We start from the raw sequence: 16,265 nt of genomic DNA on the forward strand, positions 1-16,265 counted from the left end.
ATGCCATGGGCCTATGCCGCGCGCATCAGAGCCTCACAATGAGCTCGTCAGATACTCTTCGGTGAGCTCATTTGACGGCCCGTAGATCAACCGAAAAATCTATGGGGCGTGGACGTCGCATACGATTCAATCACGAGCCGGGCGGTCTCAGTCGAGATTAGTGATGTCTAGCGCTCGAGGATCAGAGTTGTGGCGCTATCGAAATAGGAAAACGCGAAGCTCGAGTTTTGCTGCTGTCGATAAGCTTTTTCAGACGCGAATCGCGTGCGGCGCGCGCACAGGTCAATAGCCTAACCATCCGCCGCGGCGCCCTTTGCGCCAAGGTCCCACAAGTAAAAGAGCGAGGGCGGCGAGCAGTGGCGCGGCGCCCATCACCAGAAATACCAGATCCGACACAGTCGTCTCTCCTGCAGAGCTCAATTAGAGCTCAACAAGGAGCGTGACTATTTGTTCCGCCTTGGGGTCGCGAAATTAGAGAATCAAGGGGGAACAGAACCTTCAATGCATGATTAGGCTTCACGTCGACAAACGTGCGACGGTTAACAGGAGGAAATACCGATGACTAATCAGCAACAAGGTGGTCAGCAGGGTGGCGGCCAAGGTGGTCAGCGTTAGCCTCGAGGTTCATTCGAGCAAGTTCTTGAAATGCGATTAAAGCTGTGGGATTAGCTCTCGCCGAGATCGGCGAGAGCTAGGAGGCGGCTAGTTGCCCGAGTTACTCGACAGAACAGACGCATTGCGCTTGATAATATCGAGCTGTGCCTGCGCCGTTTCCACTCTTGTCCGACCTGCCCGAAACGCTTCCTCTTGAAGGTGTTGAACCTGCCGTCCAAGGCATCTACCCAGGCATCTACGCAATCGAGCAGTCGCCTTGCGTACTGACCATTAATCTCAGGAGATTTCACCGGATGCGTATCAGAAGATCTTTGCCAGAGTTCGCAATTCCCTTTGGATTTAAACGCTCACGAAAGTAACCTCGCCTCACGCGCTGCGCGCTCGAAGACACTGCGGGCTTCTTCAACCGGGGTGACACCCTCTATCGCTTCCATGCAGGTTTCCTTGCACTTGGCGTATAGTTCGGTCTGACTCGTCGGCCAGATATACAACAGGTATTCAAGAGCTTCCCTGGGACCGGTTACCAGCACCGTTCCGCTGTCAGCGAACACCAGTTTAACTGGCTCTTCCCAACTATTTGTCATAGATACTCCATGGGTTGTTGCATTGATCGCGTGGAGCCGTGCCATCAATGCAGCAGCTTTGCTTCCTTCGCCGCGACGACGAAAATTTTGCGGGCGTCCTCGGCATCCTTATGGCCTGCGACGGCAGCGCGGCACATACTGCGGGCTCTGACATAACCTGATCCTCGGAGGTCCGGCCATTCCTCCAATAAAACAATCAGTGCTTCGAACGGGCCGTCGACGCGAACATCCCCGCTCACCGGAGCTTTGATATTTACGGGTTCGCGCCATCTTACTGGCATTATCGTCTCTCCCAACACCAAGGTATCTGCAACGGGCCTCCAACTTGTACATAGAGGTTTTGTTCCAGGAGTGGACATGAATCTTCGTTGGAGGGGCCGGAACGTGAACTGCGCGAAATCCTACGGTAACCGCACGAAACCTGTAAGGTGACCGGTTCTTGTTGGATTGATGCCAAGCACTGGGGGAAGGGACGCCATACCAATTAAATAGAAATGACGATGCGTCCGGCAATGTCAATTTCGAAGTATAGCCGGGGAGATGGCTGCGAGACTGCTGACAGAGCGGATAAAGTCTGTTTGGCGAGTAAGCCCCGTCTTCCGCAGCAGGCTTTTTACATGGGTCCGCACGCTCGAGACAGACGTGCCACGAACCCGCGCAATGTTGCCGACGGTCAAACCGCGCGACAGGTGGGCCGCAACTTCTGCTTCCGTTGGTGACAGGTCGTACAGCCAACGAAGCCACTCGGGATCAACGACAGAATTGTCCTTGGGCTGGGCGAGAACCAGAAACGTACCGCCCTCACCAAGTAAGTCACGAGCGTGATGGCATGCGGGGATTGCATGAAGCACTCCAATAACGCCGGCGAAACTATTGATCGGGATCGAGCGCACAGTGGTCGCAGCTCGCCCGTTGTCTGCAAGCGCCTGCTTGAGCCAACGATCGGCCCGAGGATCACCTAACGAAAGGCGGCCAAACGCCGATGCAATAAAGACCTCACCAATAAGGTCCTGAAATAACGCGTTTGCTGCATACAACGTGTGGTTTTTGCGCAGGACAGCCGCAGGGATGCCGATCATGGCGAGGGCAGCGGTGGCCGTTGCTGCCTGCTCCATTTTAAGGCGACCGGAAAGTGCAACAGCACGGGCGAGATGCGGACGAACGCGGTCGAGAAAAGCGATATCACCTGGCGTGAAATATCCGCCAGCGCGGCCACGGTCGATCGAAAAAACAGCAAGGTCGTCCCGGGCGCCCTTTATGACTGTAGCAGCGGTAAAGAGGATATCGCGTGGACGCAGGAATTCGGTAACAATCGGCAGACTGTCGTACTCTTTACCGGCTATATCGCGGTCCTGAATGAAACCTGGATGTGCACGTGCGAGAAGCGCTGAGAGGCGGGGGTTTTTCTTATCCCAGCCGCCTGCGACATATTCTTCCATGACGCTGTGGGTAGCCGGCGGCGCAGCCCATGACAATTGCCCATCCGCAAGGAGGAAGAGTGACCCGCCGCGTCCAGCCATTCGATTTGACAGGCGGTCGATCACGCCGGCCCACTGCTCGGGAATAACACTTGCTGTATAAATTCGTTCGATGAGATCGACATCGTAACTATCCATGAGGCCGTCTACCCCTACGCTTGCGCGACTGTACCGCCAAATCGAGCATCCGTGAGCTCATTTGGATGCAATATCCTTCTATATTGATTGCATTACCTTTAGCGTTACCTAATGCCGGCACTTGAATTGTGTAACAGCTTCCAAAATCAGCAATGTCACGTCGTTTACTTTTGAACCTTACGGCGTAAGAGCCCGAGCTCCATCTGAAAGGAGCAAAATGCTGGGGCTTAAGCAATATTATTTCCTGCAGTCCGAACCGGTCGCCGTTTGTCTCATCAATATTGGTGAGGCCGCTGACCTGAGACCCGAAACTTCCTCCAAATTTTGGTAGAGTCCGTTACTCTGAGGAGACGGACAGCATGAAGCATTCACGGTTCACGGATGAGCAGATCAGCTGAAGGCTTTGGAAGACGAGAACGCCAAGCTGAAGAAGCTGCTGGCCGAGACCATGCTGGACAATGCCATTTTGAAGGATGTCGCCTCAAAAAAATGGTGACGCCCGATGTGAAGCGGGACGCTGTGGCTCATGTCTGCATGCAGCATGGGGTGAGCCAGCGTCGGGCGTGCGAGGTTTTGTCCATCGACCGGTCAAGCGTGCGATACCGCAGCGTCCGGCCTGATGACGCTGATATCCGTGAGGCTATGAAGGCGGTGGCATCCGAACGCCGTCGTTTTGGGTATCGGCGTATCCACGTCATGTTGAATCGGCAGGGGATTGTCATGAACCTGAAGAGGCTTCGACGTCTTTATCGCGAGGAGAAGCTGACAGTGCGCAAGCGGGGCGGGCGCAAACGGGCTTTGGGAACGAGGCGGCCTCTGGCACTGCCCTCGCGCGCCAATGAGCGCTGGAGCCTGGACTTCGTCAGCGACGCCTTCACGGATGGTCGTCGCTTTCGGGTCTTGGCCGTTGTCGATGATTTTACCCGCGAATGCCTGGCGCTGGTCGCCGACACGTCGCTCTCAGGTCGGCGGCTTGCACGAGAACTCGATGCACTCATCGCCCGGCGAGGAAAGCCGCGAACGATTGTTTCCGACAATGGCACGGAGATGACGAGCATGGCGATTCTGGAATGGTGCCAAAATACTCACGTCAACTGGCATTACATCGCGCCGGGCAAGCCGATGCAGAACGGCTTCGTGGAAAGCTTCAATGGCAGCTTCCGCGACGAATGCCTCAACGAAACCCTTTTCTCTTCGTTGACGCATGCCAGGACGGAAATCACCGCATGGAAGGAGGACTATAACCGAAACCGCCCACATTCTTCGCTAGGCAACATCACACCCAGTGAATTTGCTTCGCAAATCGCTCTGGAAAAACAGGCCGCATAAGGCCAGATTGAAAACCGAAGACTCTCCTGAAAACTGGAGGGAAGATGGGTCTCACGTCACGAAAATAAATCTGTCTCGTGCTTATCTGTTGCGATAGTCTAAGCTAATGAAACTCGGGCAAACCATAGGTTTCTGCACGTCGGCGGATGGCACGCGCATCGCGGTTGCCTCTTGTGGGAAGGGGCAGGTGATCTTGCGCGCCGCCCACTGGCTCAGTCATGTCGACTACGATGTCCAAAGCCCGGTCTGGCGGCCTTGGCTCCACGCGCTTTCAGCCGGCAACCGGTTCGTGCGCTACGACCCTCGCGGCTGCGGCCTCTCGGATCGTCATATTGCCGATCTTTCGGTCGATGCCTGGCATGCAGACCTTGATGCCGTGGCTCAATCGATCGAAGAGCCTCGCTTTGTTCTTCTCGGCCTGTCCCAGGGCGGCGCGCTCGCCATCGCTTTTGCCGCGAGGCATCCCGAGCGCGTGTCGCATCTCGTTCTTCTGAATGCCTACGGGCAAGGTGCTCGGGTGAGAGCGCAGACGGACGTTGAGCGCCTTGAAGCTGAAACGCTCGTCAATTTCATCCGCGTGGGCTGGGGACGCGACAATCCAGCATTCGCCCAGTTCTTCACCAATCTGTTCATCCCGGATGGCACACCCGAGCAACATCGCTGGTGGGGCGATCTGGAACGCTTGACGGCAACGGGTGACGTCGCTGCGCAACTGCTTTGGAACATGCAGGGGATCGATGTTCTGGAATTGGCTACGTCACTGCACGTTTCAACGTTGATCGCGCACTGCCGTGGAGACATGCGGGTTCCTTTTGATCAGGGCCGCAAGCTCGCGGCTGCGATTCCGGGAGCGCGCTTCGTACCATTGGAGAGCAAGAACCATGTGCTTCTTCCCGATGAACCCGCCTGGCCGATCTTTCTAGCCGAACTGTCAGCTTTCCTGGGGCAGGACCGGTCCATGCTGCCGCGGGCGGTACGCGAAGCGGGTTTGACACCCGCGGAGACGGCACTCCTCGACCTGGTCGCAGAAGGGCTGGACAATCTCGCGATCGCCGCCCGGGCCGGCAAAAGCGTGAAAACTGTCCGCAACCAGCTGTCTGTTATCTTTGGCAAGCTTGGCGTGCGCAGCCGTTCGCAAGCTATCGTCGTTGCTTTGTCCGGATGAGAACTGTTGAGGAGTCTAGCCACCGTCCAGAAGAGCGGGACATTTGTCCTCCGGGGCGTTTGATTTACTTTCTGTCCTGGGACCCTCGCCTCATGCCGTCTGCTGGAACGGAGTTCATCCTTTGGCCGGGGGCGACAGAACGCCGTCGACATCAGGAGGATTGGAGATAACTGAACTGAACGAAGGAGCGCTGAATGAACTTGTGGGCCGCGTGCTTGGTGATCTTGGCGGCGCGGTCAGTGTGCCGCTGGTGCGGATCGGAGATGCTCTCGATCTATATAAAACCCTCAAGGACGTTGGACCGGCAAAAGCCGATGATCTTGCCGCAGCGGCGGCTTGCTCGCCGCGCTATGTGCGTGAATGGCTCGCGGCGCAGGCAGCTTCAGGTTACGTGCGTTTTGAGGACGGAAGGTTCTCGCTCACGCCCGAGCAGGCATGTGTATTTGCGGAGCCCGACAGCCCAGTCAACCTGATCGGCGCATTTGACACAGCGGCCGCTATGGTTGAAAACCAGCTGAAAGTGCAATCGGCCTTCAAAACCGGGCGCGGCGTAGCCTGGGGCGAGCAGGCGGGCTGCATGTTTTGCGCCGTGGCGCGATTGTTCCGGCCGGGCTATGTCAATGCTCTCGTGCAGACTTGGCTTCCAGCGCTGAACGGCGTCGTCGAAAAACTGAAGGCGGGGGCTGATGTCGCGGACGTGGGTTGCGGGCACGGCCTCTCCACTATTCTGATGGCACAGGCTTTCCCAGCCTCACGGTTCACCGGCTATGACTTTCACCCGGGGTCTATTGCCGCGGCGACCGCACATGCCTTGTCGCATGGATTGACGAACCTGCGCTTCGAAATAGGCCGCGCCCAGGATTTTGGCGCGCAGGATCTTGATCTAATCACGTGTTTCGATTGTCTGCATGATATGGGCGATCCGGAGGCCGCGGCAACCCATATTCGCAGCGCGTTGAAGAAAAGCGGCACGTGGATGGTGGTCGAGCCGATGGCCGGCGATAATCTGGAAGACAACATCAATCCGGTCGGACGGCTCTATTACTCGGCTTCTACGATGATCTGTGTCCCCACTTCGCTTGCGCAGGAGACGGGCCTCGCCCTAGGCGCTCAGGCCGGCGAAAGGCGGCTGACCGAGGTAATTCGCGCGGGTGGTTTCACCCACGTCCGGCGGGCGGCGGAAACACCACTCAACATGATCCTAGAGGCGACTTGATAGGATACCGGTGAGCCCGAATGAACATCACTGTCTAAGGCAGTGTGATCGGAGGGCACAAGTGAACGTCAAATTCGGTAGCGCGATTACTGCAGACGCGAGGGCCTACCGGATGCCGCGGTGACAATGGTGCCACCGCTAATAGAACATGTATTGGGTAACATGCTAAATTGTGGGCCGTGTGCTTTGCTTTTTCGCACGCGTTAGGTTCGGGCGGGTGCTTCTGGATGCTATGCGTTTATGCCTGCCCATGACGCATCCGCGGTAAGCAAACATGATGGTATGGAACCAACTATTGAAGTGGAAGTTATTTAGCTGCGAGAATTACCAAGGGATTGAAACATGAAAAAAATCGTCATCACCCTGCTACTCTCCCTCGCTGCGACCCCATCGCTTGCCATAACGCGCTTGAACCCGCTTTCGATGAGTTGCGAACAAGCTCGAGCGACGGTCCATCAACGTGGTGCTGTCATCTTCCGCTGGACTTCACCCCGAGGTCTGCCGCTCTATGATCGTTTCGTTCGCAACAGCCGTTACTGTGACACAAATCAGTATGCCGAATGGAAGAATATTCCCACACGCGACGATCGCAGCTGCCCTGTCTTGAATTGCCAAAACATCGACAACTACGATGGGTTGTTCATTGTGCCGGAGCATTCATTGTAGGAATTTTCACACACTCTAGAACGAAGTCTTCGTTGACCTGGGGGCAACGTCTCGGTTGGCGCTCGTCTTGTCCTATGAGAGGACCCGCTCCAAAGCGCAACTGTTTTGCCCCTTCAGGTTAGATGTAACGCAGTTGTGTGACCGGGGCCGCAGCCACTGCAATATCACCATCGGCACGAACTCGGCTATAGACAGTTGGGTGATGTCAGTTTCACTCACGGAGGACGCTCATCTTTCCGGAGTTTCAGCCATCGGCCCCACCAATGTCACCCCCTCTTTCAACCCGATAGCGTTGCGAACACCTTCTGCAACAGATCTAATGGGATGGGCTTTGTGAGATGGAAATTAAATCCGGCCTCCGTCGCCAATTCCCGGTCGCGGTCTTGCCCCCAACCTGTCTGTGCGATGATCGGTGTATCTTGAAACATCGCCTCCAAGCGAAATGCCCGGCAGACCTCATACCCGTTCATACCCGGGAGCCCGATATCAAGGAGTATGACGTCGGGCTGGTAATATTTTGCAGCGTCCAAAGCCTTGCGGCCGTCGTGAACAGATTCGAATTCGTGGCCGATGTCTTCAAGCATCATCCCAAGTGCATCGGCAATGAGTGGATTGTCGTCGACGACAAGGACCTTCAACGGCCGGAAAACCGGGGTTTCGGGTAGCGATTCCTCTGCTAATTGCGCAGTTGGCGATGGAGAGCTTAACGGAAGCCTGATTGAAAAGCGGCTGCCCAATCCCGGACCGGCGCTGTACGCATCGACAGAGCCGGCATGCATTTCGACAAGCCGCTTGACGAGAGCAAGCCCGATGCCAAGCCCACCCTGCGCGCGCTGTAGGTGGTCATCGATCTGGGTGAACAGCTGAAACACATTCGTCTGCATGTCAGTGGGCATCCCGACACCGTTATCGGTGACATCAAGGACAACATCCATCCCTTCCGTTCGAACGGTCAGACCGATTTGTCCGCCTGCCGGCGTGTATTTCGCTGCATTGTTGAGAAGGTTGGACACAATCTGAGATAGTCTAATTTGATCGCCGGCAACCCATAATTTGGCTTCAGTGCCCTCAATCGTCAGTGTATGCCGCGCCCCGTCTATCAACGGCAGGCTGGCCTCGGTCGCCGAACGGATGATGTCGTTGATGCCAACGATGTCATTCCTGAGTTCAATTTTTCCCTGGCTAACGCGTGAGACATCGAGGAGGTCGTCGATTAGCCTGACGAGATGGACCAGTTGGCGGTCCATCATGTTGCGGATTTCAGCCGCGTTCTCCCTATTCGGATTGTGCTTTAGGATGTCCAGACCATTACGCAAGGGCGCCAGTGGATTGCGTAGTTCGTGGGCGAGCGTGGCAAGGAACTCATCTTTCCGGCGATCGGCCTCCTTCAACGCTTTGGTGTGAAGCTGAAGTTCATCACGTTGTGAAGCGATTTGTTGCCGTTGACAATACAGCTCGAAAAAGACATCCGCCTTGCTGCGCAAAACATCCGGTTCGATCGGCTTTTGTATAAAATCCACCGCGCCAGCTTCATACCCTTGGAAGCGCCATCTGCTTTCGGTGCTACCTGCTGTTACGAAGATGATCGGCACGCGCCGCGTTCGCTCGTTGCCCCGCATCAGCTCAGCAAGCTCAAAACCATTCAATCCAGGCATCTGAACGTCGATCAGCGCCAGAGCCACGTCATGCTCGAGAAGCAGCTCCAGTGCTTGATCGCCCGAGCGCGCTTTGAGTAGGGTCAAGCCTTCCCGGCGCAGGAGCGCCTCAAGGGAAATAAGATTCTCGTCAAGGTCGTCGACCAAAAGAAACGTAACGTTGCCCATTCAGGCAATCCTCCTCAAATATTCGGATATGCCACCTAGCGACATAACCATCGCATCGGGGCACAATGCCAGGGCTGCTTCAGGCATCGCAGCTGCAAAGGCAGTGCCGGGGTCTTGTATGATCAGTTCTCCGCCCGCTCTGGCAACGGCTAACATTCCCTTCGCCCCGTCCTGATTGGCACCGGTGAGAAGGATCGCCGTAAGCCGGGGGCCATAGACATCGGCCGCACTTTCGAACAGGACGTCGATCGATGGCCGAGAAAACAGCACCGGGTCCTCGCTGGATAGTCCGAGCGTATTGTTGGTTTCAACCAACAAATGGTAATCCGGCGGCGCAAAATATGCGGTGGATGCCTCAAGCGGCTCCTTGTCTTCTGCCTCCAGGACATGGACATGGCATTTTGCCCGAAATAATTCGGACAGGACGCTGCGTTTGTCGGGCGGGATATGAACGACGATGATGATCGGCAGGGCGAAATCCTTTGGGAGCGAAGGCAGAATGACGGAAAGTGCCTCCAATGCTCCCGCGGATGCACCAATTACGATTGCCTCGGGCGCCGACCTATTCATTTGGCCGTACTCTGGTAGATCTTTTCCTCACGCACGAACTCTTTGAAAGAGTCTGCGTGGCTGCAGAAGCGAAGGCTCTCTTTGGCGCCGATACCGAGAAATCCTTTGCGGGTCAAAGAGTCCCTGAACAAACCAACAGCCCTGTCTTGCAGGGGCCGGTCGAAATAGATCATGACGTTGCGGCACGAAATCAGATGCATCTCGCCAAAGACTGCGTCGGTAACAAGGCTGTGGTCGGAAAATACAACTCGTTCCCGCAACGTCTTGTCAAACGAAACTCTGCCATAATCGGCGGTGTAGTAATCGGACAAAGAGGACTTGCCTCCGGACATGCGATGATTTTCCGTGAAATGCTGAATACGGTCGAGATCGTAGACTCCAGCCTCCGCAATCCGCAGTGCGTCCTGATTGATGTCGGTGGCATAAAAGATCGTCCGATCTTCCAACCCTTCCTCTCGAAAAAGGATAGCGAGCGAGTAAAGTTCCTCGCCCCCACTGCAGCCAGCGATCCAGATCTTCAGGGACGGATAGGTCTTTAGATGGGGCACTACCTTTTCTCGTATGGCGCGAAAGTATCCGGGGTCGCGAAACATCTCGCTTACCTGAACCGTCAAGTATCCCAAAAGGCGCGGCAGCATGGCCTCGTCATGAAGGACACGCTCCTGCAAGGCCGAGATAGTGGAAAAACCCATCTGCTCGCGCGCCTGCCTGAGGCGCCGCTTCACCGAGGCCATCGCATAATTGCGAAAATCGTAATGGTACCGGACATAGAGCGCTTCCAGCAGAAGCCGGATTTCAATCTCTTCGATCTTTTCGGATGGTTCGATCACCGCGGCATCCAGACACGTACGAGTGACAGCAGCTTTTCCACGTCCAGAGGCTTTGCCATATAGTCATTGGCACCAGCATCGACACAGCGCTGTTGGTCGTCCGGCATCGCTTTGGCCGTCAAGGTGATGATTGGCAACTTTTTCCAGTCCGGGTTCCTGCGGATCGCCCGGGTAGCAGTCAAACCGTCCATGACCGGCATCATCACATCCATCAGGACAAGATCGATCCCGCTTGATGGTTGGCTCTGGGTGTGTTCAAGCTTGTCGAGAGCTTCCTGACCATTGCGGGCAATTTCGATAACCGCGCCCCGCGGTTCGAGAATGTTCGTCAACGCATAAACGTTTCGGACGTCGTCTTCGACGATCAGAATCCGTCGGCCTTCAAGCAACGAATCCCTATTGCGCGCCCTGCGGATCATCTTCTGCTGCTCGTCGGGCAAATCGGAAACCACTTTGTGCAGGAATAGAGATACTTCGTCTAATAGGCGTTCTGGCGACTTGGCGCCCTTAATGATGATAGATTTGGAATAGCGGCGCAGCCGTTGCTCTTCGTCCGCGGACAGTACCCTGCCCGTATAGACGATGACCGGCGGGAACGAATGGCTGCTATCCTGGCTGATCGTTTCAAGCAGAGAATAACCGGATGCGTCGGGGAGGGAAAGATCGAGCACCATGCAGTCGAAAGTCTGTTCCTTGAGAAGCGTCAGGCACTCGGCCGCCGTGCCGGCGCTAACCGTTTCGACATCGTGGGATGTCAGCAGTTTGGCGACGGCATCGCGCTGGATCTCGTTGTCCTCAACGATCAGCACGCGATGGACGCCCTGCGAGAATTTCGCCTCGAGCTTTTGCAGGACCTCGACAAGCTGCTCTCGTTTAACAGGCTTCATGACGTATCCGACCGCCCCCAACGAAAGTGCGGTTTCGGAATAGTCGTTGGCTGAAACGATATGGATGGGAATATGACGTGTCCGTACGTCGCGCTTCAATCTGTCGAGCACTGACAGACCGGATTGATCCGGCAACCCGACATCGAGAACGACTGCATTTGGCATGAATTGTTTTGCAAGCTCCAGGGCATCATGAGCGTTACCCGCCACCAAAGCACGGAAGCCCATCTCGCGGGCGAGGTCGCGCAGGATCGCCGCAAAAGTGTCGTCGTCCTCGATCACAAGCAAGGTGCGTTTGCCATCGTTGGGCGTTGCCCGGTCGTCCTCAACGATCCGGTGGCGTTCCGCGCGTGCCGGGCGTTCGTCCACAATTGACGGCTGCGACGGCGCAACCATCCGATCTGACGGAGTCTCGCGGGAAGCAATTCTCGAAGGATCGTAGGCCTCAGGAATGACAACCGTGAAGATGCTTCCTTCCGCATCACGGCTGGTGAGATGAATTACGCCACCGAGCAAGCGCACGAGTTCTCTCGATATGGACAGGCCAAGCCCGGTACCACCGAACCGGCGGCTGATCGTGCCATCGGCCTGGTGAAAGGCGTCAAAAATGCTGCGCTGCTGCTCCTGCGGGATTCCGATTCCGGTATCGGAGACCGCCAAGGCAAGCTGACCATCACCGGCACTGCGAAGGGTCAGCGCGACCTTGCCCTTCTCGGTAAACTTGAAGGCGTTGGACAACAGGTTCTTGAGAACCTGTTCCAGGCGTTGAGGGTCGGTCTCAATAATTGCGGGGACCTGGGGGGCGATATCGATATCAAAGACAAGTCCCTTGGATTTTGCCACGGGCTCGAAGAGCTGCCGAAGTCCGCTGGCCAGTCTCTCGACGGCAACCGGCTCGGGCCTGATATCGACATGACCGGCCTCGATCTTGGACAGATCGAGGATGTCGTTGATCAGATTGAGAAGATCGTTCCCGGACGATTGAATTGTCTGGGCATACTTGACCTGCTCGGCTGTAAGATTGTCTTCCGGGTTGTCGGCCAAGAGCTTGGCGAGGATGAGCGACGAATTAAGCGGCGTACGCAACTCGTGCGACATGTTGGCAAGGAAATCCGACTTGTACCGGCTTGCCAGTTCGAGCTCACGCGCCTTGAGTTGGACCGATGCGTTAACCCGTTCAAGATCATCCCGTTGACCCTCCAACTGCTGCGTCTGTTCTTCCAGCTGCGAATTCGTCTGCTCAAGTTCGACCTGCTGCTGTTCAAGGCGGGCTTGGGATTCTTTCAGCGCGCGTCCTTGTTCTTCGAGTTCCTCGTTTGAAACGCGCAGCTCTTCGCCTTGGACCTGAAGTTCTTCCGCCTGCCGCTGGGTTTCACGCAGGAAATTCTGGAGGTCGCTGCGATACTTTGCCGAACGCACCGCCGTCGCGATTGATACAGATGCCTGCTCAAGAAGTGCCAGGATGTTTTCGTCGACCGGACGCAGGAAGCCAAGTTCGATGACGGAATTGACAGCTCCATCCACGCCTCCAGGGGAAATTACCAGATGCCTTGGTTTGTCGCTTCCAAGGGACGAACCAAACGCCAGATAACCTTCAGGCACGTCTGTGACGAGTATTGGCTTTGCACCAGCAACTGCCTGCCCCAGAAGGCCTTCCTTGGGTTGAAAGCGCAGCGGGACGTTTGCATTTGCTGGAATCCCGTAGGTGGCGGCGCGCTGAAAGGTATCCTCTTCCTTGACGAAAATCGCCCCTGCGACAGCACCCGAATAGTCTGCAAGAAACTGGAGAATTTTGTCGCCAAGTTCTTCGGTGAGGCGATCTCCCGCCACGGCCGAGCTCACTCCGACCTGCCCCTTTTGCAACCAGTCTTCCCTTCGCCTAGAGAGCGTGGCCTGGCGCATCAGAATTGCCATTGCCGCGGTCAGCAGGATACCGAGAAGCCCCGCCAAAATGCTGCTGACAAACGCGGTCGAATAGGCATTGGCCATCTCCGTCAGACGCTCTGTCCGGAGACGGGTTTCTTCTTGCCGCATCGTCGTCAGTTGCGAGCGAACGGCGTCCATTTCAGCCTTGCCACGGTCCGAATTGACCATGGCAAGCGCAGCGTCGGATCCCTGCGCGCGCCTCAAGTCTATCGTCTCGCGAAGTTCCCTTATTTTTGCATCGACATGCGACTTCAGGATCGCGAGCCGCTGCTCTTGCGAAGCATTGTCGCCGATTAACCCTGCTATAGATTCAATGCGGGCCGGAATAGCGCTGACTGCGGCGTTATACGGTTCGAGATATCGCTCACTGTTTGTCAGCAGAAATCCACGTTGTCCGGTTTCTGCATCCTGAATGTTGGAAAGCAACTCGCCAAGGCCGACGATGACTTCATGGGAGTGAACGACGCGCTCGTTGTTTGAACGCAAGGTCTCAACATTGTAGAAAGACACAGCCCCACTAGCGATGAAAAACAGCACCGCCCCCGCAAGACTGATAGCAACAGCCGGATCCAGCCCCAGGCTGCGGCGGGAAGGCGATGCGATATCTGTAGTGGTCATGAAGGTCTCGGCATGAGAGGAGGCGAATTGATCGCAGGCGCTGACCCGCTGTTCTCAGGAATAAAATGATCGCGGGAGCATTTGAGGGCAGGCATGCCTTTAGGTAACACCAAGTGGGCGGAAAGGCGGCCTGAGACAGCGGGGAATCCTGCAGGAACTCCCTTTGCATATGGGCCCGGGTTCGCCTGCGACTACATACGATTTAACCGGAAGACGGTTCCCCGCCCCGGTATTCAGGTTCACCTGCAGCATCAAGACGCGCCGTTCATTCTACATATCTGCCCCACATCGAGCCCGTAAACGCTTGGCCACGAATGTTGTTCCGTCGCCAAAACAAAATAATTGAATGCGCAAAGTGGGAACATATTGGCGTTCTAGAGGTTCGTGACAGTCGTCTTGGTGCCCATCCCCTCGATCGTGCCGGAGATCATGGCGGTGGGGCGGCAGCGCTAGGCATTCCATACTGCCGGTTTTCGGCTCGATGGTTATACTGTTTTTGAAAAACAGTATAGCGCCGGAGTTGAAATATCAAGTCGATCGACCTCATGTAGGGGCCGAGAGTTCGAATCCGTGCAACTGCACTGATATTGCCCGAGGGTCGTCTGCAGTCGGCGCAAAGACGCCATCATCACGCGTCCGGAGTGGATTGATAGCGCCCCAGCACAGCTAGCGCCTTTAAACTGCTAGAATCCTCAACAAAGGACAATAGCTTGTCGTCTGGTCTTGCAAACTAGCGGAGAAGGCCGTCACGGCCGAACTCATTCCAGGCTTCCAGCTCGGATGTCGTGTCATCGTGTTTGGTCGCAGACGATGATTGAGCTTTCGCGTGCTGTGTTAGAGACCTCGTCAATTTCGCCTTATACGCCGCCCGACGTCTATTTTCTGCCGCAGCGGCGGCGTCCTCTTCCCGCCATTCGTCAACGACACCCCTGTCAAGCAAGTCTTCAACGACGCGCGGATCGAAGACATGAAAGGTAATTTGCCGGGCGCGCCCCCGTAGGCGGACCGTTCGCGTGCCGGCACTGGGTAGGCGACCGTCGGCGAGCCAACGGCGCCTCTCGCTTTGTTTGATCGTGAGAATGTCCTGTATCTCGCGAGGGACGACTGGCAAGCGTTCGATGTTTGTGAGGGCTTCGGAGACGACGGCCACTGCGGAGGGGAATTCAGTCTTCACGGCCGACGGCATTGCCAGCACGATTTCCCCACTTTCGAGAACCAACGACTTCCTGGACGAAAGAGGAAGTTGCGCCCGCAGTTCCAGAAGGATGCCTTGGGCGCGCACTGCCGAACCTAGTGTCGCAGCGGAGGTCAAGGTCCACGTCTTCAGGAGTGCAATGTCGCTAACTTCGTGTTTCGGCATACGGATCAAATGGGAGCGGATCCAGTCGAAGTCAACGACAGGCCGCCGTGCTTTCGGGAAGCCGAAGAAGCTCTCGGTGAGTATTGAGGTCAGCACTGTTAATGTTTGCGGCCTCGCCCGGGACCCGACGCTTTCAGCGATTCTTTTGCGGAGTCGGAAAAGCCTGGATGCTTACCTTTTATCCATGCCACAAATTTCTGGATGGCGGGGTCCTCGAGGAGAGAGGCGATCGTGGAGAATTTCTTCGCAAGCTGAGAATCTGTGAAACTCGCGTGTATTTGATCGCGGCAAACACGATGCAGGGAAACGGTTTTCTTTCCGCCCTTGGTCTTGGGAATGAGAAAGTACTCTTCCCTCTGATCATCCGGGATCACGCGCTTGCACAACGGGCAAACCGCTAATTCCTCCGGTTCCACGTCCCACGAGGACGCGGATTCTCTGTTTTTGCGGGACATGGGTTCTCGATCTACCTCGACGTTTGTGCGGCGGCGCTTTTGCCATCATGGCATCGTATCACGGACCTCTTACAGAAGGATCGAGCGGAAGGTGTCAATCGTAGGCATTTTATTAAGTTTGTTGGCAAAGAGTCTTGATCGTGCCCGATCGAATTCGTGGGGAGCGCGTTGATAACTTAACGAACCTCGGAGGCAAGCATGTGCCCGCATACGGTCCTAGTCGTAGACGATGAGCCATTGATCAGGATGTCACTGGCAGACTGCCTTGCAGACGAAGGTTACGCGGTGTTGGAAGCAGCGAATGTCTTGGAGGCTGTCGCGGTACTCGGCCGACATCGCATCGACGCGCTGATTACTGATGTGGACATGCCAGGCGCGCTTAACGGCTTTGATCTAATGAGGTTGGTCACCAGCTACAGTGCAGGGGTCGCTGTGATCGTTACCTCCGGTGGCCATACGGCTGCCGAGATCGAGAAAGAACATGTCGGCTTTTTGGCAAAGCCATACAGTTTCGAAACGATCCTGATGGAACTCGCGAGCAGGATTTCGACAATTAACAACTCTATGCCGGAAGCACTGGGGAGCTGAGCCTCGGACTGGAATTG

13 protein-coding genes and 1 pseudogene are annotated in these 16,265 nt (G+C 55.9%); 5 read left to right on the forward strand and 9 right to left on the reverse strand.

What is annotated here, in order from left to right:
• Positions 1-962 precede the first annotated feature (962 nt).
• The 3 genes from ASC96_RS03465 to ASC96_RS03475 all read right to left on the reverse strand — a co-directional run bounded on the left by ASC96_RS03465 (position 963) and on the right by ASC96_RS03475 (position 2,815).
• On the reverse strand, positions 963-1,199 hold the full coding sequence (locus ASC96_RS03465; RefSeq protein WP_162246314.1) for a DUF982 domain-containing protein: 237 nt from the start codon (positions 1,197-1,199) through the stop codon (positions 963-965).
• 44 nt (positions 1,200-1,243) lie between these two features.
• On the reverse strand, positions 1,244-1,558 hold the full coding sequence (locus tag ASC96_RS03470) for a DUF982 domain-containing protein (protein ID WP_348270786.1): 315 nt from the start codon (positions 1,556-1,558) through the stop codon (positions 1,244-1,246).
• Positions 1,559-1,714: 156 nt separating this feature from the next.
• Positions 1,715-2,815, reverse strand: coding sequence for a helix-turn-helix transcriptional regulator (locus ASC96_RS03475; RefSeq protein WP_060501458.1), 1,101 nt, complete (start codon positions 2,813-2,815; stop codon positions 1,715-1,717).
• Positions 2,816-3,200: 385 nt separating this feature from the next.
• On the opposite strand from ASC96_RS03475, the pseudogene ASC96_RS03485 reads away from it, so the two are divergent.
• The 4 genes and pseudogenes from ASC96_RS03485 to ASC96_RS31460 all read left to right on the forward strand — a co-directional run.
• Positions 3,201-4,144 (forward strand): annotated as a pseudogene (locus ASC96_RS03485) (IS3 family transposase); the annotation flags it as partial.
• Positions 4,145-4,250: 106 nt separating this feature from the next.
• Complete coding sequence (locus tag ASC96_RS03490; RefSeq protein WP_060501462.1) at positions 4,251-5,309, forward strand: alpha/beta fold hydrolase; 1,059 nt, start codon at positions 4,251-4,253, stop codon at positions 5,307-5,309.
• 166 nt (positions 5,310-5,475) lie between these two features.
• The gene (locus ASC96_RS03495) at positions 5,476-6,525 is read left to right on the forward strand and encodes a class I SAM-dependent methyltransferase (RefSeq protein WP_060501790.1); all 1,050 of its coding nucleotides are present in this window, start codon (positions 5,476-5,478) and stop codon (positions 6,523-6,525) included.
• Between the two features lie 342 nt (positions 6,526-6,867).
• Entirely contained in the window at positions 6,868-7,191 is a 324-nt protein-coding gene (locus tag ASC96_RS31460; RefSeq protein ID WP_082511923.1) for a hypothetical protein, read from the forward strand.
• Between the two features lie 278 nt (positions 7,192-7,469).
• Here the strand turns inward: ASC96_RS31460 and ASC96_RS03500 are convergent, their stop codons facing one another.
• From ASC96_RS03500 to ASC96_RS03525, 6 genes are all read right to left on the reverse strand, one after another.
• Positions 7,470-9,014, reverse strand: a complete 1,545-nt coding sequence (locus tag ASC96_RS03500) for a response regulator (protein WP_060501464.1) — start codon at positions 9,012-9,014, stop codon at positions 7,470-7,472.
• Positions 9,015-9,584, reverse strand: a complete 570-nt coding sequence (locus ASC96_RS03505; RefSeq protein ID WP_060501466.1) for a chemotaxis protein CheB — start codon at positions 9,582-9,584, stop codon at positions 9,015-9,017.
• Positions 9,581-10,426 carry a CheR family methyltransferase gene (locus tag ASC96_RS03510; RefSeq protein ID WP_060501468.1) on the reverse strand — a complete coding sequence of 282 codons (846 nt, stop codon included), beginning with the start codon at positions 10,424-10,426 and terminating at the stop codon, positions 9,581-9,583. Before ASC96_RS03510 ends, ASC96_RS03505 begins: the two co-directional genes overlap by 4 nt.
• Entirely contained in the window at positions 10,411-13,845 is a 3,435-nt protein-coding gene (locus tag ASC96_RS03515; RefSeq protein ID WP_060501470.1) for a response regulator, read from the reverse strand. Before ASC96_RS03515 ends, ASC96_RS03510 begins: the two co-directional genes overlap by 16 nt.
• A 730-nt stretch (positions 13,846-14,575) precedes the next feature.
• On the reverse strand, positions 14,576-15,205 hold the full coding sequence (locus ASC96_RS03520) for a hypothetical protein (protein WP_060501792.1): 630 nt from the start codon (positions 15,203-15,205) through the stop codon (positions 14,576-14,578).
• A 98-nt stretch (positions 15,206-15,303) separates the two neighbouring features.
• A complete protein-coding gene (locus ASC96_RS03525; protein ID WP_060501472.1) occupies positions 15,304-15,660 on the reverse strand; it encodes a hypothetical protein in 357 nt (118 codons plus the stop codon).
• Positions 15,661-15,858: 198 nt separating this feature from the next.
• On the opposite strand from ASC96_RS03525, the gene ASC96_RS03530 reads away from it, so the two are divergent.
• Positions 15,859-16,248, forward strand: coding sequence for a response regulator (locus ASC96_RS03530; protein WP_060501474.1), 390 nt, complete (start codon positions 15,859-15,861; stop codon positions 16,246-16,248).
• Positions 16,249-16,265 lie beyond the last annotated feature (17 nt).

Origin of the sequence: Rhizobium sp. Root1204 (assembly GCF_001424965.1) — a bacterium.
Lineage (GTDB): Bacteria > Pseudomonadota > Alphaproteobacteria > Rhizobiales > Rhizobiaceae > Pararhizobium.

What these genes read in the sequence shown, in the direction of transcription:
- ASC96_RS03465 (WP_162246314.1), bottom strand. Translation starts at nt 1,199, where the DNA reads ATGACAAATAGTTGGGAAGAGCCAGTTAAACTGGTGTTCGCTGACAGC.
- ASC96_RS03505 (WP_060501466.1), bottom strand. Translation starts at nt 9,584, where the DNA reads ATGAATAGGTCGGCGCCCGAGGCAATCGTAATTGGTGCATCCGCGGGA.
- ASC96_RS03475 (WP_060501458.1), bottom strand. Translation starts at nt 2,815, where the DNA reads ATGGATAGTTACGATGTCGATCTCATCGAACGAATTTATACAGCAAGT.
- ASC96_RS31460 (WP_082511923.1), top strand. Translation starts at nt 6,868, where the DNA reads ATGAAAAAAATCGTCATCACCCTGCTACTCTCCCTCGCTGCGACCCCA.
- ASC96_RS03470 (WP_348270786.1), bottom strand. Translation starts at nt 1,558, where the DNA reads ATGTCCACTCCTGGAACAAAACCTCTATGTACAAGTTGGAGGCCCGTT.
- ASC96_RS03520 (WP_060501792.1), bottom strand. Translation starts at nt 15,205, where the DNA reads ATGCCGAAACACGAAGTTAGCGACATTGCACTCCTGAAGACGTGGACC.
- ASC96_RS03525 (WP_060501472.1), bottom strand. Translation starts at nt 15,660, where the DNA reads ATGTCCCGCAAAAACAGAGAATCCGCGTCCTCGTGGGACGTGGAACCG.
- ASC96_RS03500 (WP_060501464.1), bottom strand. Translation starts at nt 9,014, where the DNA reads ATGGGCAACGTTACGTTTCTTTTGGTCGACGACCTTGACGAGAATCTT.
- ASC96_RS03490 (WP_060501462.1), top strand. Translation starts at nt 4,251, where the DNA reads ATGAAACTCGGGCAAACCATAGGTTTCTGCACGTCGGCGGATGGCACG.
- ASC96_RS03515 (WP_060501470.1), bottom strand. Translation starts at nt 13,845, where the DNA reads ATGACCACTACAGATATCGCATCGCCTTCCCGCCGCAGCCTGGGGCTG.
- ASC96_RS03530 (WP_060501474.1), top strand. Translation starts at nt 15,859, where the DNA reads ATGTGCCCGCATACGGTCCTAGTCGTAGACGATGAGCCATTGATCAGG.